The 21,387-nt window shown below is 51.4% G+C and carries 12 protein-coding genes and 1 pseudogene; 5 read left to right on the forward strand and 8 right to left on the reverse strand.

What is annotated here, in order from left to right:
- Nucleotides 1-17: 17 nt before the first annotated feature.
- Complete coding sequence (locus tag RDO88_RS10520; protein ID WP_307759328.1) at nucleotides 18-1,976, reverse strand: ATP-binding cassette domain-containing protein; 1,959 nt, start codon at nucleotides 1,974-1,976, stop codon at nucleotides 18-20.
- A 129-nt stretch (nucleotides 1,977-2,105) separates the two neighbouring features.
- On the opposite strand from RDO88_RS10520, the gene RDO88_RS10525 reads away from it, so the two are divergent.
- From RDO88_RS10525 to RDO88_RS10545, 5 genes are read left to right on the forward strand one after another with little or no spacing between them, the layout of a single operon-like run.
- Nucleotides 2,106-3,044 (forward strand): hypothetical protein, encoded by a 939-nt coding sequence (locus RDO88_RS10525; RefSeq protein WP_307759329.1) that lies wholly within the window; start codon nucleotides 2,106-2,108, stop codon nucleotides 3,042-3,044.
- Nucleotides 3,041-3,499, forward strand: a complete 459-nt coding sequence (locus RDO88_RS10530; protein ID WP_307759330.1) for a S24 family peptidase — start codon at nucleotides 3,041-3,043, stop codon at nucleotides 3,497-3,499. Before RDO88_RS10525 ends, RDO88_RS10530 begins: the two co-directional genes overlap by 4 nt.
- A 20-nt stretch (nucleotides 3,500-3,519) precedes the next feature.
- Nucleotides 3,520-3,786 carry a PqqD family peptide modification chaperone gene (locus RDO88_RS10535; RefSeq protein ID WP_307759331.1) on the forward strand — a complete coding sequence of 89 codons (267 nt, stop codon included), beginning with the start codon at nucleotides 3,520-3,522 and terminating at the stop codon, nucleotides 3,784-3,786.
- Between the two features lie 10 nt (nucleotides 3,787-3,796).
- Complete coding sequence (locus tag RDO88_RS10540; protein WP_307759338.1) at nucleotides 3,797-4,906, forward strand: nucleotidyltransferase family protein; 1,110 nt, start codon at nucleotides 3,797-3,799, stop codon at nucleotides 4,904-4,906.
- On the forward strand, nucleotides 4,903-6,531 hold the full coding sequence (locus RDO88_RS10545) for an ABC transporter transmembrane domain-containing protein (RefSeq protein WP_307759332.1): 1,629 nt from the start codon (nucleotides 4,903-4,905) through the stop codon (nucleotides 6,529-6,531). Before RDO88_RS10540 ends, RDO88_RS10545 begins: the two co-directional genes overlap by 4 nt.
- A gap of 375 nt (nucleotides 6,532-6,906) precedes the next feature.
- Here RDO88_RS10545 and RDO88_RS10550 read toward each other — a convergent pair whose 3' ends face one another.
- From RDO88_RS10550 to RDO88_RS10580, 7 genes and pseudogenes are all read right to left on the reverse strand, one after another.
- The gene (locus tag RDO88_RS10550; RefSeq protein ID WP_204972704.1) at nucleotides 6,907-7,818 is read right to left on the reverse strand and encodes a nucleotidyltransferase; all 912 of its coding nucleotides are present in this window, start codon (nucleotides 7,816-7,818) and stop codon (nucleotides 6,907-6,909) included.
- Between the two features lie 115 nt (nucleotides 7,819-7,933).
- Nucleotides 7,934-10,296 (reverse strand): annotated as a pseudogene (locus RDO88_RS10555) (BamA/TamA family outer membrane protein).
- A 9-nt stretch (nucleotides 10,297-10,305) separates the two neighbouring features.
- Nucleotides 10,306-14,832 (reverse strand): translocation/assembly module TamB domain-containing protein, encoded by a 4,527-nt coding sequence (locus RDO88_RS10560; RefSeq protein ID WP_307759339.1) that lies wholly within the window; start codon nucleotides 14,830-14,832, stop codon nucleotides 10,306-10,308.
- A 175-nt stretch (nucleotides 14,833-15,007) separates the two neighbouring features.
- Nucleotides 15,008-17,290, reverse strand: coding sequence for an ATP-binding protein (locus RDO88_RS10565; protein WP_307759333.1), 2,283 nt, complete (start codon nucleotides 17,288-17,290; stop codon nucleotides 15,008-15,010).
- A 3-nt stretch (nucleotides 17,291-17,293) separates the two neighbouring features.
- On the reverse strand, nucleotides 17,294-18,628 hold the full coding sequence (locus RDO88_RS10570) for an MATE family efflux transporter (protein ID WP_307759334.1): 1,335 nt from the start codon (nucleotides 18,626-18,628) through the stop codon (nucleotides 17,294-17,296).
- Nucleotides 18,629-18,722: 94 nt separating this feature from the next.
- On the reverse strand, nucleotides 18,723-20,264 hold the full coding sequence (locus tag RDO88_RS10575) for an ATP-binding protein (protein ID WP_307759335.1): 1,542 nt from the start codon (nucleotides 20,262-20,264) through the stop codon (nucleotides 18,723-18,725).
- Nucleotides 20,265-20,599: 335 nt separating this feature from the next.
- On the reverse strand, nucleotides 20,600-21,256 hold the full coding sequence (locus RDO88_RS10580; RefSeq protein WP_307759336.1) for a hypothetical protein: 657 nt from the start codon (nucleotides 21,254-21,256) through the stop codon (nucleotides 20,600-20,602).
- Nucleotides 21,257-21,387: the final 131 nt, after the last annotated feature.

Here is a 21,387-nt window from a genome sequence, read left to right on the forward strand (position 1 = left end):
GGTTTACATTTTCTTGCTTATTTCTTGGCTTCCTCCAGTTCGGTCGAAGCGGCGTCCCATTCTTCCATCACGCGGTCGAGCTGTTGTTTCAGCTTCTGGTGCTGCTCATAGAGCGACATGTCCGAAGCGCCTTCGGGAGTGGCCATTTTTTCCTCGAGGATGGCAATGGCGGCTTCCGTCTGTTCGATTTCGGCCTCGCAATCGGCAACGCGTCGCTCCAGCTTTTTCAGGCGCTTGTTCAGTTCCTTCTGTTCTTCGTAGGACAGGCGGCCCGACGAGGTTTGAGGCGTTTCCGCCGGCGACTGCTTCTTTCCCCCTGTGGGCGACTCAGACAGGGAGGGCGCTTTCTGCAATTCGTTTAGGTTCTCGATCTGTTTATTCTTCAGGAAGTCGTAGATGCCTCCCAAGTGTTCCTTCACCACTCCGCCGCCGAACTCATAGACCTTAGTCGCAAGCCCGTCGAGAAAATCACGGTCGTGGCTCACGATAATCACCGTGCCGTCGAAGTCGCGGATGGCTTCCTTCAGCACGTCCTTGGAGCGCATATCCAGGTGGTTGGTCGGTTCGTCGAGAATGAGGAAGTTCACCGGCTCGAGCAAGAGCTTGATCATGGCCAGGCGGGTGCGCTCGCCACCGCTGAGCACCTTCACCTTCTTGTCCGACGCCTCGCCGCCAAACATGAAGGCACCCAGGATGTCGCGTATTTTCAGACGGATGTCGCCCACGGCCACGCGGTCGATGGTGTCGAACACCGTCAGCTCGCCGTCCAGCAACTGGGCCTGGTTCTGCGCGAAGTAGCCTATCTGCACGTTATGTCCCAGCGTCAGCTTGCCTGTATAGTCGGAGATTTCACCCATGATGCATTTCACTAGCGTAGACTTACCTTCACCGTTCTTGCCCACGAAGGCCACCTTCTCACCACGGTTGATGGTGAGGTTGACGTCGTGAAAAACCACGTGGTCGCCATAGGCTTTTGCCACATCCTCACAAATAACGGGATAGTTGCCGCTCCGACTGGAGCAGACAAACTTCAGGCGCAGGGCGGAGTTGTCTTCCTCGTCCACCTCGATGCGTTCGATTTTCTCCAGCTGCTTGATGCGGCTCTGCACCTGTACGGCCTTGGTAGCCTTGTAGCGGAAACGCTCAATGAAGGCTTCGGTATCCTCAATTTGCTTCTGCTGGTTCTCGTAGGCGCGGAGTTGCTGCTCGCGGCGTTCCTTGCGCAGGACGACAAACTCGTCGTACTTCACTTTGTAGTCGTAGATGCGTCCGCAGGATATTTCGATGGTACGAGTCGTGACGTTGTTCAGGAAGGCGCGGTCGTGACTGACCAGCACCACGGCATTGGCCCTTGTGGCGAGGAAGTTCTCCAGCCACTGGATGGATTCGATGTCCAGGTGGTTGGTAGGCTCGTCCAGCAGCAATACGTCAGGGCGACGGAGCAGAAGCTTGGCCAGCTCGATGCGCATGCGCCATCCACCCGAGAATTCGCTCGTGGGACGATCGAAATCCGCGCGGCTGAAGCCCAGACCCTGGAGCGTACGCTCTATCTCGGCCTGATAGTTGGTACCACCCATCATCAAGAAACGGTCGTTCTCGTGCGTGAAGCGGTCGATGAGCTTCTGATAGTCCTCGCTTTCGTAGTCGGTACGGTCGGCCAGCTCCTGGTTCATGCGCTCGATGTCGGCTTGCATCTCGAAGATGTGTTCGAAGGCCAGCTCGGCTTCTTGCATCACCGTCCGCTCGTCGCTCAGCACCATCACCTGCGGCAGGTAGCCGATGGTACATTCGCGGGGGATGGATACCGTACCCGCCGTGGGGTGCTGCAATCCGGCCAGTATCTTCAGCATGGTCGATTTGCCTGCTCCGTTCTTGCCCACGAGGGCGATACGGTCTTTCTTGTTGATGACGTAGGACACGTCTTCGAACAGGGGCGTGGCGTTGAATTCCACTTTCAGTCCTTCTACAGATATCATAGGGTCAATGTCTTTTTTCGTTTGAGCCTGCAAAGGTAGTGATTAACAATGAACAATGGACATTTATCGGGTGTCAAATATCATTTATCAACAATTCTTTCTATCTTTGAAGCGTTAAACATCAAGTAAATGAACCAGACAAACAACTACTACCGCGTCGGGCCGCACGTTCTCCGCATCGGCTGCGTCAAACCACTGGAGACTTCCGCTCTGCTGCCTTCGTTCGCTCCGTTCGCCCTTCCCGTGGAGGAGGGAGAGGAAGCCGCGGAAGTCATCGAGGTGGACATCTGCCCGAGTGAAGTTGCTGCTGTCACCGACGTCGAAGACACCTTTCCGCAACCCGTCTCCTTCGAATGGGAGAACGTCCGCTGCAGCCTTCGCCGCCGGGCAGACGGGAACTACCGCATCGGCATCGCCCCGCTGGACAATCTCGCCGTCGAGGCTTATACCGACTGCACCGACCGTTTCCGCCGCAACGTCATCAGCCTGCCCGAGGCCTTGCGCCCGATAGCGCCGTTTGTGGTGAACAACTTCCTGATGATGATCTACACTTTCGCCACCGCCGAGCGGGGGACGCTGATGGTGCACGCCTCCGTCATCCGCTACGAAGGCCATGGCTACCTTTTCCTGGGCAAGAGCGGCACGGGCAAGAGCACGCACACCCACCTTTGGCTGAAATATATCGAGGGAAGCCGCCTGTTGAACGACGACAACCCCGTGGTGGCCTTCGACCCCAAGACGGGCGAAGCCACCGTCTATGGCACGCCCTGGAGCGGCAAGACGCCCTGCTACCTGAACGAGTCGGTACCCGTCGGTGCCTTTGTCCGCCTGGAGCAGGCGCCTGCCAACGCCATCAGCCGCCTGACGGCCACGCACGCCTTTGCCGCCCTGCTGCCCTCATGCTCGTGCCTCAAGCAGGACGCGGCCATCTATAAAGGTATCATCGACACCGTGACGCGCATCGCCACCCGCATCCCCGTCTGCCACCTGCGATGCCTGCCCGACGAGGCCGCCGCACGCCTCAGCATGCAGACCGTAACCCAAGCCGGAGGAGGACAGCCGTCATGAAGAAGAGCCTGCCCAACGACCTGCTCATTCCCGAGGTAGCCGAGCTCATCCGCCAGGGGCGCACGGTAACGCTGACGGCGCGGGGCAACAGCATGACCCCGTTCATCGTGGACCGCCGCGACCGCGTGGTGCTGAGCCCTTGTACCGACGCCCAGCTGCAACCCGGCGCCGTGGTGCTGGCCCTGACGGACGACCGCCGCTACGTGCTCCACCGCATCGTGCGCCGCCAAGGCAACGAACTGACGCTACTGGGCGACGGCAATCTGCACCAGACGGAGCGGACAGACACCAGCCGCGTCATCGGCCTGCTGACCGCCGTCATCCGTAAGGGGCGGACGTATCCCACGAACGGTGCCGTCTGGCTCCGCTACTCCCGCTGGTGGCGGAGGCTCACACCTGTCAGGCGGTGGTTGCTGGCGATATTTAGGAGAATATTAAGAATGGATAATGAATAATTGATAATGGATAATTGAATATGAAAATCAAACCGGAATTCATGCTTCATCAGATTGGCGAGGAATACATCGTCATGCACGACGGCTCCACCAACGTGGACTTCAGCCGCATCATCAACCTTAACCGCACGGCCGCCTATCTGTGGCAGCGTTTCCGCGACATCGACTTCGACGCCGACGCCCTGACCGCGGCCCTGACCGATCGCTACGACGTGGCCCCCGAACAGGCTCACCGCGACGCCGAAGCCTTCATCCAGTCGCTGCAACGCTGTGGCATCCTCAGCTGACCGCGCCATGATGCAGCAAGCCTTCTTCTCGCTCGTCCGCGCCGGACTGTGGGGCACGCCCGCCGACGCGGCCCTCTTCCGCGGACTGACTCCCGCCCAGTGGCAGGAGCTCCACCGGCTGGCGCATACGCAGTCGCTGCTGGCCGTCGTGTTCGACGGGCTGAACACCCTGCCCGCCGACCTGCGCCCGCCCCGTCCGCTCTACCTGCAATGGGCGGCGCAGACGCTCCAGATTGAGCAGACCAACGACCGCCTCGACCGCATGATTGTCCGCCTCGACCGCCTCTACACCGACGTCGGCCTGCATCCCGTCCTGCTCAAGGGGCAGGGCATGGCCGCCTGCTACCGCCAGCCCCGCCACCGCCAGTGCGGCGACATCGACGTCTATCTGGGCAAGGACGGGCAGCCCCGCGCCAACCGCCTCCTGCTCGAGGCCGGAGCGCAGGAGACGGGCGAGGAGTCCGACAAGCATGCCAGCTATGAGCTGGACGGCGTGCACATCGAGAACCACCGCCTCGTCAACCGCACGAACAATCCCCTGGCCAACCGGCGCTTCCGCCGCCTCGTCCGCGAATGGTATCCGCAGGGGGCCGAGCGGCGCATCGGCATGCCCACGCCGCCGCCCACGTTCAACGCCCTCTACATCTTCCTCCACGCCTTCGAGCACTTCCTGAACAGTGGCATCGGCCTGCGCCAGCTGTGCGACTGGTGCTGCCTGCTGCGCACGCGCCGCGATGACATCGACGCCGACCGCCTCGTCCGCAACCTGCGCCGGCTGGGACTGCTCCGCGCCGCACGCGCTTTCGGCTACGTCTGCGTCAGCCGCCTGGGCCTGCCGCCCGAATGCCTGCCCTTCGACACCGCCGGCTGCCGACGCCTGGGCGAAGACCTGGTGGACGAAATCTTCGCCACGGGCAACTTCGGGCAGTACGACCGCCGCATCACGCCGCGCCCCAAGGGCTACTGGCGGGGCAAGTGGCACACCTTCTGCCGCGCCATGCGCCGTGTGGCCCGCCTCTACGGATACGCCCCCGTGGAAGCCTGCTTCTACCCCGTGACCCTCATCAAGGGGACGCTGGCCACCCAGCTGAACCTGCTGAAAAAACGCCTGCGCCCATGAAAACGAACCGCCGCCTGGCCTACCTCTGGGACCTGTCGCGCGGACAGCGCGGACGCATCCTGCTGAGCTGCCTCACCGGCATCCTGGGCACCGCCTTTGCCTTAGGCTTCGTCTACACGTCGAAGCAGCTGATAGACATCGCCACCGGTGCCCGCGCCGGAAGCCTGACGGTGACGGCCGCCGTGACCGTCGGCCTGCTCGTCCTGCAACTGCTCTGCGGCGCCGCCGAGACGTGGATAGCCGCACGCATGGAGGTGGAGGCCGCCAACGCCCTGCGCCACCGCCTCTTCGGCCGACTGCTGCGCAGCCGCTGGAACGCGCTGGAGCAACTGCACACGGGTGACGTCGTCAACCGCGTGGAGCAGGACACCACGGCCATCGTCACCCTGATTACCGCCTCGCTGCCCACCGCCGTAGTGACCGCCGTGCAGCTCGTGGCCGCCTTCGCCTTCTTCTACGTCCTCGACCCCGTGCTGCCGTGGCTCGTGGTGGGCATCCTGCCGCTCTTCCTGCCGGGCGCGCGCTTCTACCTGCGCCGCATGAAGCGGCTCACCCACGCCGTCCGCCGCAGCGACAGCCTCATCCAGTCCGTCATCCAGGAGAGCCTGCAACACCGCACCGTCGTCAAGACGCTGGAGCAGGACGAGGGACGCATCCGCAGCCTCGGCACGCTGCAGGACGACCTGCGCTCGCAGGTATTGAGCCGCACGCGCTTCTCGCTGGCTGCCCGTATGGCCGTCTCCGCCGCCTTTGCCGGAGGCTACGTCACTGCCTTCATCTGGGGCGCCCTGCGCCTGAGCACGGACAGCATCACCGTGGGCACGCTCACCGCCTTCCTGCAGCTCGTGGCCCGCATCCAGCGTCCGGCGTTCGACCTCTCGCGCCTCGTGCCCTCCGTGGTCAACGCCCTGACCGCCGCCGACCGCCTGCTCGAGCTGGAGCGCCTGCCCGCCGAAGACGGGGGCGACGCCATCCGCTTCGACCGCACGCCCGTACTGGCCGTGGAGAACCTGCGCTTCGCCTACTCCGAGGGCGACGCGCCCGTGTTCAGCGGCTTCAGCCACCGCTTCGAGCCCGGCACGTGCACCGCCATCATGGGTGAGACGGGCCGTGGCAAGACTACCCTCGTGCGCCTGCTCCTGGCCCTGGCCGAGCCGCAGGAGGGTAGCATCACCCTCGCCGACGGCGCAACGGCCTGCCCCGTCTCGGCCCGCACGCGCGGCAACTTCGTCTACGTGCCGCAAGGCAACACGCTGTTCAGCGGCACCGTGCGCGACAACCTCCTGATGGGCAACCCCGACGCCACGACCCGCGAGCTGGACGAGGCGCTGCACACCGCCGTGGCCCTCGACTTCGTCCGCGCCCTGCCGCAGGGTCTCGACACACCGCTCTCCGAACAGGGCGGCGGCCTGAGCGAGGGGCAGGCACAGCGCATCGCCATTGCCCGCGCCCTGCTGCGCCCCGGCCGCATCCTGCTGCTGGACGAGGCCACCTCGGCCCTCGACCCCGAGACGGAGCGCACGCTCATCGCCCGCCTCCGCCGCCACGCCGCGGGACGGACGTTGCTCTTCGTCACCCACCATCCGGCGCTCGCGGCGGAGTGCGACGCGACGCTGCGGCTATAAAAACAGTCAAATAAAATAACCCAAACAACTGCTGTAATACGACATGCATATCCTAGCAACAGGTTATTCAAATCCTAGTGATAAGGAATATACAATCTATCAGTCCAATGTACACTTCCTACTTTTGTTGGCCATTCTATGATATGCCCATCTGACAAAGTACTACATGACACTCTAACAAAGCACTGCATGGCATGCTAATGAAGCACTGCATGACACCCTAACGAAGCACTGCATGACACCCTAACGAAGCACTGTGTCAGGGAGCCATAAAATATTGTGTCAGCATGCAACGTGACAGCACAAAAAAAGCCACGGCTGCTGGCATGCAACCGTGGCGGCTTGCTATATATAAGGTACAGATACCTTGTCCGCTTAGAACAGCTTGTTGGGATATTCGCCGGCGTCTACCAGTGCCTTGATCTTGGCAACGGTGTCGGGACGATCTTCGGGATAGGTCACGCCGAACCACTTGCTGGTGGTGTCGAGCACCTCGACCGTAGCCGTGCCGTCGTTGATGAGCTTGTCCACCATCAGCGGGATGAAGAATTCGCTCTTCAGGTTCTCCATGTTCTTCGGGTCGGCCAGGAAGGTTTTGAAGAATTCCTTGCTGTAAGCGAAGTAGTCGGGAGTGAAGCCCCAGAAGTTCATGCTGACGGGAGTCGTGTCGGGCGTGGCAGTCCACTCGCCGTTGTCGTCGATATACTTCACTTCGCCGTCCATGCGCTGTATCTTGGTGCGCTCTACGACAGAAGTCAGCAGGTGCTTCTCGTTGGTGGTGCAGATGCCGCGGCTGACGGTACCGCTCTCGCTCAGCGTGTTACCTACGCGGAAGCCTACCATCGAATAAACGTTCTTCGAGCCTTCGGGCAGATTAGCCAGGAACTTGCCCATCACCTGGAAGGAGTCGCTGCCATAGAAGTCGTCGCAGTTGATGACGGCAAACGGTTCCTTGATAGCATTCTCGCCCATCATGACGGCGTGGTTCGTTCCCCAGGGTTTCGTACGGCCTTCGGGGCAGGTGAAGCCTTCGGGCAGGGCGTCGAGCGACTGGAATACGAGTTCGCAAGGGATGTGCCCCTCATACTTGGAGAGGATTTTCTCGCGGAAGTCCTGTTCGAAGTCCTTGCGGATAACGAAGACGAGTTTGCCAAATCCGGCCTTGATGGCGTCGTAGATGGAGTAGTCCATGATGGTTTCACCGTTGGGACCCAGTCCGTCCAATTGTTTCAAGCCTCCGTAACGGCTGCCCATACCGGCTGCCAGTAAGAAAAGAGTAGGTTTCATATCTGTTGTTATTTAAAGGTTAGTGTTTTCTGTTTCACGGAACAAAAGTAAGAAATAAACCGCAGGATAAGGCAAAAAAACAAGACATTCTTTATCCACCGCCCGTAAATTTCCACTAAAACGGATAGCCGATGGCAAAATGCAGCGCCAGTCCGTCCTTGAATTTAGCAATATTGTAATATCCCGACTGCCCGACGGCGGAAGGGTCGTGGAGCGCCACACCGCAATCCAGACGGAAGACGAGGAAGTCCAAATCGTAGCGCAACCCGAGGCCCGTACCCAGAGCAATCTGTTCGGGGAACTTCTTCAGCGAGAACTCGCCGTCGGGACGTCCCGCATCGGCCCGAAGCAGCCAGACGTTACCCGCATCGAGAAAGACGGCCCCGTGCAGGTCGCTGATGATACGGAAGCGGTATTCCACATTGGCCTCGAAACGGATGTCGCCCACGTGGTTGATGAAGCCGTACTTGTCGGTCTCGTCATTGGCAGGAGCATAACCGCCGGGGCCGATGCTGCGCGCGGCGAAGGCACGGACGCTGTTGGCACCGCCTATATAAAACTGCTCGGTATAGGGAGCGGAGAGCATATTGCCATAGGACCAGACACAGCCAGCTGCCACACGCGCCGCCAGCGACTGGTTACGGTCGATGCGGTAGTTGTAGCGGAACTCGGTGTTGAGCTTGGAGAATTGCGCAAACGGCACGCCCAACAGTTCCTTCTCCTGCTCGCCGAAAGGACGGCCCAACACCTGATAGAGGCAGGAAGTCAGATTGCCCGCCGAAGTGACCGTCGTCTGCCACCAGTGTGTACTTTTCCGGTTCTTGCGTATCGATGCATCGTCATAAGTATAAGTGTACTCCATAGCAGGAATGAACTGGTTGCGCAGACTGATGTAAAGGGCAGGATTTTCTTCCTGCAGGTCAAGAAAGGCTTGTGTCGGGTCGCGCAGCACGTTGAACGTCAGTCGGAACGGCGTAAAGCTGTGCTTGCTGGTAGGCTTCGGCTGGAAATCGTAAGTCGCGTTCCCGCCGAAAGCCAGCAGCTTGTAGTACTTGGCACGGTTCATCTGGTCGGCTAAACACGGAAGGTGGTTGTAGCCGGGAACTCATATTCGCGGTCGCCCATACGGGGAAAGACGACGCGGGGAAAGACAAGCGACGTAGAAATACCATACTCATAGCTGTTCATCAGCGAAGAATGGTCGCCACCCGTCTGCCATTCGTAGGAGCCGGTGAGCTTCACGTTCCAGCTTTCTCCACCGCCGAACACGTTGTTCTTGGTCAGCGTAAAGGCGGCACCGGGGCCCACCTGGTTGTTACTCTTCATCTTGACATTGAAATCCAATTCGGCATCATAGGGCTTGTCAAGCGCCATGCGGATATTCAGGTCAAGCGTATCGGATACGAAAGCCGAATCACGTGGAATGAACTGCATCTCCAGCTGGCGGAAAATACCGACATTTCCCAGACGTTCCTGAACACGCGTCTGCTTGTAAAGGCTGTACAGATTTTCAGCAGACCGCTGCCGGCTGATGCCGGCGCTATCCTGTACCTGCCGTTTCAGGCGGAATCCCTTATAGTTGGTCCATCGGTAGAGCATATTGGGACGTACCTTCAACTTGTCGTGATAATAGATGCGCAAACCGTTATAATCCACACTGTCATTGGGTGCCTCACCATTCTTTCCCAATATCTCAATGGTTTTCCTTCCCAAATAGAAAGGTTTCTCAGCCACAGGAGGCATACCCGGAACCGGAATCATGCGCATACTGACGTGGCCACCCGGCACCAGCGTCGTATCGGCCTGAAAAGTCAGATAGTCGGGACGGAAATAATAGCAACCCACATTGCGCAGCAGCGTACTGATGCGGCTCCGTTCTCCGTCCAGATCAAGTACGTTAAACTGCTCTCCCGGACTGATGAGTGAACGCCGGCGACCCAGCTCCATGATGTGCTGCGTACGGGGACTGAAACCCTGATAGGTTACAGTATCGATTACGTAGGGATTACGCATATCCACCGTATACTGAATCTTGGCCTTGAGTGAATCTTTGGGATTGACAAAAGTTTCATAGCCGACCGTCCCATTGAAATAGCCATAATCGCGCAGCAGGTTGGAAGCTGCCTTGATACGGATATCGGGATTGACTGAGGACATGAGTACAGGCTTGGTGGCAAAGCGGTTGAAAATCCACTTGCCCAGTCCCTTTTCATATTTCACAAAACCGTTGTATACCCACAATCCAAAAGGGAAAGGAATACGCACAGTGGAACTACCCAACAGGGAATTGTTGGGGGCCGTAGCCAATGCGGCCTCCACTTCTTCGAGCGCCGTTTCACCAACTGGCGTAGGAGTAGGGTTATGTATAATCATCGACTTCTGGCCGGTATAGAGCACTTCGCCTTCCGGCAGGTTCTTTGTCGTGGAACAACCAGCCAGAAGCAGCACGAAGACCATATATATCGTTATCTTTTTCATAAATCAAAATCACAAACTTTTATCGGATTCAGACGCAGGACGAGGCGCCGCATCACTCGGTTCATCACTTTGGGGCACCGGCCGTTTTTTCCTTCTGAAAATGAAGAGTTCGCCCAAACGATCCATCTTGCGGCGCAGTACAAGGCCCACACCCGTTTCGGTTATCTCACCGTCGAGCACGCTCTCATAATTTTTATTGTGGAACGCACGAATATAGCGCGTTCCCGAAGCGTCGAGTCTGTACTCCAAAGATATGTTATCGATAAACGACTCCACATCGTTGGTCGCATTGGCACCCGTCGACACCTTGCCACCGATGATAATCTGCACACGGTCGTTAAAAAGGCGTTGCGAATAGCGGAAACTGTAATCGGTCTGTTTGTCACCCGTCTCGGCAGAAGTGCGGTCTTCGATACCTACACTGAAGCTGGCTCCCTTCACTCCACCGGCCAAAGCATTGATCTGGCTTTGCAACACGCTGTTCAGGGCACTGCCCATCGTCAGTCCTCCACCTTTTCCGCTATCGTTCAGATAAATACCAGTAGCCATCATGGTAATAGCCTGCTTGCTGCGTTCCTCGGCACCCATACTTTGCAACTGATTTTCAACAGTGGCATCCTCAGGCGCAGCAAGATCGAATACCAGTTCCGGGCTTTCGAGCCGTCCTTTCAAGGCTATTGACACATCGAAGTTCACCATACGTGAGCCACTTCCGTCGTCACCGTCGGCCACGGAGGCACGCATACGTTCCTGTGCCTTCAGATTCAGCGTCGGAGCCATTACATCGCCCCGCCAATCCACATAACTTCCGTTTACAATCTGGAATTCCTTCAACGGAATGACAGGCAGAGAGAATTTCATGACACCACCGCTGAATGTATAACGTCCCGTCAGACTCATATCTCCCTGTGGAGTATATTGCCAGGACAGGTCACCGCCACCTTCAAGCTCAATATATTGCGAACGGTCAGGACTCAAATCGGCCCGCAAACGCACTGCATCGTCGATATGGACAGACATTAACATATCCAACCCGCCCAACGGGACATTGGGTGATACAGCGGGAGCTACCGAAGTCGTATCACGGAAGGAGACAAAAGAAACCAAACCGTCCAAACGGTCCTCTACAGCCAGCGGAGAATCGGTCAAGACATATGTCACATCAGTCGAACCTAACAGATTCATGTTGCCACGCATCTTCAAGCCATCGAGTGGACCACTGACAGTTCCCATCAAGTCTACCAGCACCTTACCGTAAACCATGCTTTCACGCGTACGCTTGGCATTGAGCAAAGTGTAGTTCCGCGCTTGCAGAGTGAGATTGGCCGTCGGCCGTTCCATGTTACGGAAGTCGACATAACCATTGATAGCAAAAGGATTATTACTAGTCGTATAGATAGCAAACTTATCAAACAACAAACGATTGTTATCCAAACGAATCGGGCGGTTGTCCATCCAATAACGTGCTCCCAACATCTTCACATACACATTGGCACTATCCAATGACAGACTACCGTCCAATGCGGGCTGGTCCATACTTCCGCTGATCTGCAACTCACCATCAGCCCTGCCGCTAAGGGTAGCCATCTGGTCGGGAACAAAAGCATTGGCTATGGCCAACGGCAGATGAGTAATACTGGTACTGATATCCATCAAACTCTTTTCCCCCTGCTGTACCAACGTACCATCCGCACTCAATACATCCTGATTGTTATACAAAAGGTAAGTACTCAGATAATGTGTATTTGCCTCCCCCGGCAACCAGGTGACTCCCAGCCCGACATCACCGACCGGCTGCTTCTCATAGGTCAACTTCTGAACATTGGCCTCAGCAGACACCTGAAGAGAGTTTTCCGTTTGAATATAGGTAGCCTCAGCAGAAAAAAGCCCGGTAAGTTTTGGCAGATAAGGCATCACCTTACTCAACTCGCTCAAGCGGAAACGGCTCAACTCCACATTGATATTCTGCAAAGAAACCGTATCCTGCCGGTCGGACTGCATGCGGAAACAGATACCGTCATCGCTATCCATATCGACATTGGCATAAACACGCATATTCTTATGCAAATAAATCCAGTTAGCCTGATCGGCAAACGAGAATTTCCGGTAGGCAATGATAGGCTGTGCAGGAGTCAAATTCAGCAATACCCCGTTCCCCTTTCCATTCCCTTCGCTCAAAGGGCGGGCGTTGATACCAAACAAAATACCTTTTTCTCCCCGTTCATCCTCAAAATCCAAAGTCAGCTCGGCATCTTCACTTCTGATTTCACCAGTCAAAGTACTGCGGAACACAATCTGAGGATTACGGTCGTTATTGATGACACCACTTTGAAGCTTTATCCGTGTGGTATCCTGATGTACGGCAAAAAAGATGGTATCCAACAGCAACGAATCTGTGTGCAGACCATGAATGGAAGAACGCCCGTTTATTCCTCTTTCGGGAGTAAAACCAAAACTGAGTTTCAGTTCATTGAAACCCATATGATACTGCGCCAACAAATCGTTTACCGGATTATCCTTCCCTGCTTTTATAAACATACCGGCTGTAGGCAAAGCCCGACGTAACGCAACATGGTCCAACTTACGGTCTTCCACCTGTTTCATCAATAATTCTGCAAACTGATTTCCCTGTTGCATAAGTTTATCGACTGTACCCTGTGCCCGTAACCAGAGATTCAAATCACCGGCCGAAAGTTCCATCCTAGCCGTGTCACTACGCACTTCGCCTTCCAAACGGAAAGCCAGTGGACGTACCAAGCGTTCCGGTACCAATCCCAGTTCATACAAACCGACTCTATCCACATTCAGGTTCGCTGATCCGTCCAAATACTTACGGTCAAGCCTCATATTGGCAACAGCTTGCATCTTCAGTAATGCATTGTCACTCGACACGTTTACTGAAGCCAATGCAGACTTCACTCCAGCTTTCAGATTCACCCCGGAAAGATGCCATTTACCGTATTGAAGGGCATCCAATCGAAGCGATGCATCGGCAACCGTCCGTCTGGAGGTAAAGTCTATTCCCCGCCCCTTTGCTGCCGCATGCAGCGTCAGTTCATAAAGACTGTCCTGAGGCAAGAAATGATGAAGCTGAAGAGAATCAATCGACAAATCAGCCCCATAGGCTTCAGTAGCCAAATCATAAGAAGCATTCAAAGCGAGCTTTCCACGCCCTTCCAGCAAACTCATATCGGCAGACAGGCGGTTTCCCTCCAAACCGGCTTTTGCTACCAAATGCATACTGTCCGGAATAGCCAATGTCCCTTTTCCAGCCTCTCCCACCAATGTGGTCAGAAAGCCTAAATTTAGCGTCTGCATATCGAAATCCATCTGGACAGAACGGGTAAGACTGTCTGTTACATTCCACAACTCACCGCCTCCTTGCATGGAAAAAGCTCCCGGCAAATCAACCTGGAAACGGGAAATCTGCATTTGCTTCAGATTTCCCTCTGTACCGGCACGTACCACCAAAGGATAGGAAGGATAAGTCTGTTTAAAATCTTCCGGCAATCCACCCGCAAAAAGCAAGACATCCTGCTTGCCCAAACGAGCTTCCAGACGAGCCGAAAAATGCCCAGTTGTTGGTATATCAATCAATTCCCAATAGGTTTGAGCAGACAATTCAACTTCGCTATGTCCTGTAAGCAAATGTAAACGCGGAATCTGTATCAAGGTCGAATCTGCAAACACACGTCCCGTAAGCGACGACAAACTAAGTCCCGACCGTTCGTTGCAAGAGAATTTCCGGATCACTCCATTCACATTGCGCCCATAATAAAGAACGGAATCAATACCTATCTGAATATCCCGAAGGGCTATGTGTGAAGCGTCGAATCCTTCGGCAGGCTCCCCTGAGCCAACATCATACCGAACTGATGCTCCAGCCAACTGAAAACGTTGCCATCCATAGCGCTGTACACCCAAATCGGCCTCAGCATCGGTAAGCCCCATTTCACCAATATAAGCAGACAAGGTGGTTGTATCCAAAGGAAGAGCCAAGTCGGCTGAAAAATTCTTCAGCTTCATGTTTTGTAACGTCAATCTCCATTTAACTGAAGTTGCAACCGTATCTTCATCTGCCGATGCAGTCGTATCGGAGAGCAGAACCTTCACACGGGAGTCTTCCAATTCAACATCATTAAGAATCACTTCCTCCTTCAACAAGTCCACTCCATGGCTTTTCAGAAAGAAACGCCCCAAACGTCCTTCCACCCGCATGCCATCCAACAAACCGGCTGAGTTGACTGACACATCGTTCAATGTAACCCGATCAACCTCTACCCTGCCATGCAATAACGGCCAAGCCTGAATGCGCACATTCAAACTGCCCAAATTGAGCAACGTGTCAGGACGAAGCATACCTCGAGCGGCAGAATCAGGCGGCTGTACCACCAAAGCTCCACGTACCAACAAATTAAGAGGGAAACGCAAATCGATACGTTCCACAGAAATATCCATCCCCGTAGCTTCAGAGGCTATAGCCGTAGCCTGTCGGCGCAAAAAATTCTGCACGGGAGGTACATACAGCAATATCATCGCCAAGGTAAATAGGGCAACAGGTGTAAGCAACACCCAAAGCAGTACCCTCAACCACCTTCTTTTCTTCTTTATCGGATTTTCTTCTGTCACAACATTCACTTATTTGAGTACAAAGTAAACAAATTCCAACGAAAAAAGTTAGTCTTTTCCCACAAATAAGCACTGCATTTCCTCAAAGAGGAACACATTCCAGCAATTTTTCAATCTGCGTCAATATCTGCTGAACTTCTATACGGAGTTTTTCAGAGAAAGATGTCCCCGAGGAAGCTTCAAGCCTTCTCAACAATCCAACGATATCAGAAGCTTCAAGCATAATGAACAAAGGAATCATCTTATGAGCTATGGCTGACACCTCCGCCACATTTTCATTATCAGCCGCCTGCCCCAAGCGTTCCATATTACGGCGTGTTTCAGACACAAAACTTTCCAAAATGGAACGGGAAGCATCGGCATCATCCGCCGAAAAGGCCGTCAGTGCAGCAAAATTATACCCTTCAGCCGAAGAGGCCGATGAAACCTGTACAACTGTTTCCACCAAAGAGTTTTGCGACAGCTCAGCCAGCAGTTCGGCCACCGTAAAAGGTTTGTGCAAACAACCCGAAAAACCGTGTTCCACAAAATCATCACGTTGCATATCACTCCGAGCCGTGACAGCGATTATGGGAATCGTACGTGCCTGAGGTATATTAGACGCCCGAAGCAGGTTCAGTAAATCAAATCCGCTGATAGCAGGCATTTGTACATCTGTCAAAAGCACATCAAAAGTATCATTACGTAGTGCATCGAGTAATTCATCCGGTTGCTGGCAACATACCGATTCTACCCCTCCCTGTTTCAACATGGCAGCAGTCAAGGTCAACTGAATACGGTCGTCGTCGATAAGCAATACCCTACTCAAAGGAGGAGGAGTAACCGATTCTGCAACAGGATTTTCTGTCAAATTCATCGGGTCTTCCGTTTTGTCAACGCGTATAGGAAAAATGGGAATCCTTACCGTAAAAGTACTCCCTTTACCTGGCACGCTATCCACTTCTATCGTTCCCTCAAGCAACTGAACCAGCATGCGTACAATAGAAAGCCCCAGGCCGAACCCTTCTTTTCCCTGTGCACCCGGCAGACGTGTAAATTCCTGAAAGATTCGTTCACGGTCAGAAGGTTCCATACCTTTACCTGTATCGGCAACTGACACAACCAACATACGTTCTGCATAACGGGCAGTCAGAGTAATACTTCCCCGGTCGGTAAACTTCACGGCATTTGATAGCAAATTATTGATTATTTGCCGTAAACGCAACGGATCACAGATATAAGTACCCTCCAACTCTGGAGCTATCTCACAATATAAGGCTAACCCTTTGGCAGCCGTTAGCGGTTCAAAGCTCACCCGTATTTCGTCCATCAGACGAGACGGATGAAAGCTAACCCGATTAACTTCCGCCTTGTGCAAATCCAGCCGATGAAAATCAAGCAAATCAGTCACAAGTTTTAATAAGTGCTCCGATGAAGTCTTCATATTGTCCAAATAGAAACGTTGCCGCTCGTCAACTGTCAAACGCGACAGCAAATCGGCATATCCCATAATAGAACCCAATGGAGCTTTGAAATCGTGTGTAATGGCCAACATCAGTTTTTCACGTGTGGCCAGCAAATCCTCAGCCCTACGCCTGGCTTCTTCCAGTTCACGACGATAACGGTTACTGCGAGTCACATCACGTCCTATCAGCACCAAAAAGAAAGCTGAAAGCAATACAGCGCCCACTGCTATGCCACCAATAATCCGGGCTGAACGCTGACGTACCTGTTCCTGCCGTTCGTCCACTTCACGGGCTCGCAACAGCATATCCTGTTCATATCCTTTCAGAAGACTGTCAATACGGGCATTGAGCATTTTGTCCAAATGTCGTAAATAACGCTGACGGCGTTGCACATTCACCTGCCGTTCCTGCCTTTTCTGAGTTACCTCCCGCAAGCGTTCTTGAAGAGAATCTACCGGATTGTAAGTATCATACACCGTATCCATTGCCACCTCGGTCGTCGTACGTATCTGTACTGTCGTATCTTCTTTAGGCGGGACAAAAGCTTCGCCTAACCTTCGGAAAAAACCTTTTTTCTCCTTTTTAGGCGTACGAATGGTATCACGACGTTTCACTACATGCTGCTGGACACGTTGACGAATAATAATGGTATCATGACGGGCAATTACCTGTTCGATATCATTGGTCGAAATCAAACTGTCACTGGCCGCACTCAACATACGCAGAAGGCGAATGGTATTATCATCCTTTTCCCGAAGCAGAGTCATCAGACTATCTTCCCACTGCATGTTACGATCTGTCGAAAGGGTCAGATTCCCCATTTCCCTGTTTACAAAAAACAAGGAGAACAACAATACTGCCAGCATCAAAGCATAACCCAAACTGATTTTCACACGCGATACGTTCGTTTTGTTCCGCATAAATTATTTTGTTTTAAAACGGAAACGTCCCCACAACATCAACCCGGCACTGGTCAGTCCGAAAGGGAAAGCCATCCATACTCCCGTCAATCCCCAGTCAAGCACAAAGCCGCAAAGATATCCCACAGGCAAAGATATAACAAAATAGGCTATAAACGCAATCAGCATCATCGGTTTAACATCCGTAATGCCCCGCAATGCATTGGCAAAATTTATTTGCAAGCCATCGCCAAACTGATAGATAAGGAAAGGGAAAAACAATGCGGAAACCATAGCAGCCACTTCCGCGTTATCCGTGAACCACCCTCCCACATGACTACGGCAGGCAAAAACAATGCTGAGCAAAATGATTCCCATAAACAGAATCAAGTGGAAACCCGCATAAGCCACACGACGTACATTCCGCACGTCACCTTGTCCATGAAAGTTACTTACACGTACTGCAACCGCCGCTCCCATTCCATAAAACATCATAAATGTAAACTGCGAAATGGTAAGCATTATCTGATGGGAAGCCAATGCCAAAGTCCCCAGCCAACCGACCATCACTATACTAAGACTGAACGAAGCCGTTTCCATCCCCATCTGAAGTCCGACAGGCCATCCCAAAGCATTGAGCCGGCGGAACACCTGTGAAGACCATCCCAACCTCCATATACCTACTCTATAACGGGCAAAACGACGGCTGCGCCACACAATCAATGCAAAAGCTACAACCATCACAATACGGGACAACAAAGTACTCAAGCCAGCCCCCAATAATCCCAATTCAGGCAATCCCAACTTACCGTTTATCAATACATAGTTGCCTGCAATATTCAATGCATTTCCACCCAGCAATAACCACATAGCCGTCTGTGTATCGGTTATGCCATCTGTAAACTGCTTGAAACCGTTGAATAGCAGTACAAAAAGTAAAGAAGCAAGAAGTACCAGATAGTAAGGACGGATGAGTGGCAACAATTCAGCCGGCTGCCCCAAACGACCTATATTAAAATAAAGTATACCCATAGCTAACATGAGCACAATAGAAACCAATGCATTAGCGGCCAAACTGCACAACAAGGCCTGACCAGCTTCAGGAAAACGTTTTTTCCCATACAAAGCTCCAACCACCGGAGTAAGCCCATAGCTGAAACCAGTACTGAAGATTATACATAAATTAAAAAGATTATTTACGAATGACGCAGCTCCCAGTTCCTCCGTACTATGATGCCCGATCATCAATGTATCTGCAAATCCCAATACAATAACCCCCAGTTGTCCGACAACAATCGGTAAGCCCAATCGTACCAAAGCCCGATAATGACCGGCGTAATTTTGTATCCAATGTTTCATGAAAAAGGTCTATAGTATATCTCTGGCAAAGGTAATCCTTTTATTTCGGATAACAAAACTGAATCATTTTATAGAACAACCCACTCAGTAAATCTCATTTCTTCAGTTCTGAGCCAAAACCAGCATTAAATAATAATGAAGACTTTCGATACCCTAATGGAGAAATGCCAAACTGTTTCTTGAACAAACGCGAAAAATATTTAGCAGAACCAAATCCTAATTTATCTGCAATCTCCCCAATCTGCATAATTTGTTCATGCACTAACAAGTCTGCCGCTTTTTTCAGTTTATACTGTATTACAAAATCATTAGGAGTCAGATTAGTCAAAGCCTTGAACCTACGCTGAAAAGCAGTACGGCTCATACCCACTTCCTGACATAAAAAAGGAATATCAAAATCCACATTATCCAAATTTACATCAATGACACGCACAATATCCTCTAAAAATTTCTTATCCAAAGTATTGGTGGTCAGCATAACTATCTCAGTATCCATTTGTTTAGTATATTTTTCCTTCACCAGCTGTCGATTCCGAATCATATTATTACAACGCATAAGCAACAACTCAACATCAAAGGGTTTAGTAACATAATCGTCTGCTCCCATCCTTAATCCCTCTATATTACTTTCAAGAGAGTCAAGTGCAGTCAATAGAATAACAGGTATATGACACCAATCCAAATTGGATTTTATCTGACGACACATTTCAAATCCTGACATTTTAGGCATCATCACATCACTCAACACCAAATCTGGAACTTCGTCACGTACCCTCTCCAGGCCTTCCAATCCATTAGAAGCCAACACAACTTCATATAATGGAGTAAATAACTTATACAACATTTGCACAAGTTCCACATCATCTTCAACTATCAATATTTTTTTCACATCTCCTCCATTCTCAGGCAATAACCAAGAAGTATCCTCAACTATTATATCATCAGAATTCCACTCCAACTGTTCAAGATGAATTGCAGTTTCGTCCCATACCACTTCTGTATCCCCTTTGTAGACAGATTTATCTATAGGAAGCTCTACCGTAAAGCTAGTACCTTTTCCTATTTCTGAAACAACATTAATATTTCCATGGTGTTGTTCTACAATGTTTTTAGCTAGCGCTAATCCAATTCCTGTACCAGCACCTCTCGTATCAACAGAAGAAGTAATATCTTCCGATTGATAAAAACGGTTAAATACATAAGGTAAATCTTCATTCAAAATTCTGGTTCCTGTATCCTCCACGCATATCTTAACATTTTTTATTATTTTTTCAACTCTCAATATTATCATTCCACCATCTGGAGTAAATTTAAATGCATTAGACAACAAATTTGATAGAACCTTTTGCATTTGCCTTACATCAAACCACACATCATTACATTCTGACAAATTATCAATAAAACGATAGTCTATACGATGCCGCTTAGCATACTCTGAAAAATCATCAAACATTTCTTTTAAAAAGAAAGTCAAATTATGCCTTGAAAGTCTCATTTTATTTTTTCGTTGTTCAATTTCTCTAAAGTTCAACAATTCAGTTTTCAAATCATTCAATTGCCTGACATATCTGGATACTTTGGAAAGTTGTAAACGAACAGATGTTGTTATTTTAGAATTCTGTTGTATAATCTCCATTTGAGTAAAAATCAATATTAAAGACATTTTGAATTGTGCTAATATTTGTAAAAACAAAACTTTATTTGATTCATTCCCTCTATATGTACCTTTTCCAACTACTCCTTCTCCAATGATAACACAAAACGTCTTTTAACCTCCTGCACACGATAAATCCAAAATCCTCCACCTAACAACAATGCCATAAAAACAGTCTTAACCACCATGCAGCACACCACACATTAGCAATCTCAATAAGTAAAGAGGCTGCATACAATACATCCATTTTATCTTTCAGCATCTCTATTTTGAGAAGTTATAAGAAAACAGCCACCCTCCAAGGTTGCCCCCCATATTCATCCATCTCTTTCCTTAAATAAAGTTCTGATGTCCACATTTTGCAAAACAACTTCCTTTTTCACTCGCTTATTCATTTTATATAAGCCCCCAGATATATCAATCCTCCCAAAAACTCCATCTATCAACAGCTGTCGGTAACCATTCAAATCAGCATCCAATGAAAATAAAAAAACATCAGAAGTTCCATATTGAACAATGGAATCATTTCTTATCGCCCAAATATCACCTTGGTACGAATCAACAAAATGAAATCCACCTTTACCAAACAAACTGAACTTCTCTCGCCTTAAATCATATTTCACTAGATTATCATCAACCAATAAATATATATTCCCACATTTATCTCCAGTAATACAAGAGACCAAACGACCCAAAAGAAGTTTCCGTTCAGTGTTGCCAGCACAATTTACACTACCTTCCCAAATTGATTTATATCCAAATACATTTGTCCCATCAAAAATAGAGACTCCTTCTTGAGTACCAATACATATCCTTTCTAGCTGATCTTGATAAAGAGCCCTTATAGACAAATGAAGTAAGCCATCCGATATTCCTAAATGTTTAAAATAGGAACCATAATTTGAGATAAGTAAAAAATACCACAAACAACAAAACAGTCTTAAGCTATCACTCTTTCCATAACGTATTTCCATGCTCATCATACAAATTTAATAGTCAAATTCTACACCATCTATATCTAGAATAGTCGCAAAAATATTAAAAAAGTAAGAAGCTGTTTAAAATTTATTCAAAAATAATTTTATGGCGGCAATTTGCACCATAG

Source organism: uncultured Mediterranea sp., from assembly GCF_902493215.1.
Taxonomy (GTDB): Bacteria; Bacteroidota; Bacteroidia; order Bacteroidales; family Bacteroidaceae; genus Bacteroides.

Bases quoted from the DNA above. Each gene is read 5' to 3' on its own strand.
- RDO88_RS10565 (WP_307759333.1), bottom strand. From the start codon at position 17,290: ATGCGGAACAAAACGAACGTATCGCGTGTGAAAATCAGTTTGGGTTAT.
- RDO88_RS10575 (WP_307759335.1), bottom strand. From the start codon at position 20,264: ATGGAGATTATACAACAGAATTCTAAAATAACAACATCTGTTCGTTTA.
- RDO88_RS10570 (WP_307759334.1), bottom strand. From the start codon at position 18,628: ATGAAACATTGGATACAAAATTACGCCGGTCATTATCGGGCTTTGGTA.
- RDO88_RS10535 (WP_307759331.1), top strand. From the start codon at position 3,520: ATGAAAATCAAACCGGAATTCATGCTTCATCAGATTGGCGAGGAATAC.
- RDO88_RS10525 (WP_307759329.1), top strand. From the start codon at position 2,106: ATGAACCAGACAAACAACTACTACCGCGTCGGGCCGCACGTTCTCCGC.
- RDO88_RS10550 (WP_204972704.1), bottom strand. From the start codon at position 7,818: ATGAAACCTACTCTTTTCTTACTGGCAGCCGGTATGGGCAGCCGTTAC.
- RDO88_RS10545 (WP_307759332.1), top strand. From the start codon at position 4,903: ATGAAAACGAACCGCCGCCTGGCCTACCTCTGGGACCTGTCGCGCGGA.
- RDO88_RS10530 (WP_307759330.1), top strand. From the start codon at position 3,041: ATGAAGAAGAGCCTGCCCAACGACCTGCTCATTCCCGAGGTAGCCGAG.
- RDO88_RS10520 (WP_307759328.1), bottom strand. From the start codon at position 1,976: ATGATATCTGTAGAAGGACTGAAAGTGGAATTCAACGCCACGCCCCTG.
- RDO88_RS10560 (WP_307759339.1), bottom strand. From the start codon at position 14,832: ATGATATTGCTGTATGTACCTCCCGTGCAGAATTTTTTGCGCCGACAG.
- RDO88_RS10580 (WP_307759336.1), bottom strand. From the start codon at position 21,256: ATGGAAATACGTTATGGAAAGAGTGATAGCTTAAGACTGTTTTGTTGT.
- RDO88_RS10540 (WP_307759338.1), top strand. From the start codon at position 3,797: ATGCAGCAAGCCTTCTTCTCGCTCGTCCGCGCCGGACTGTGGGGCACG.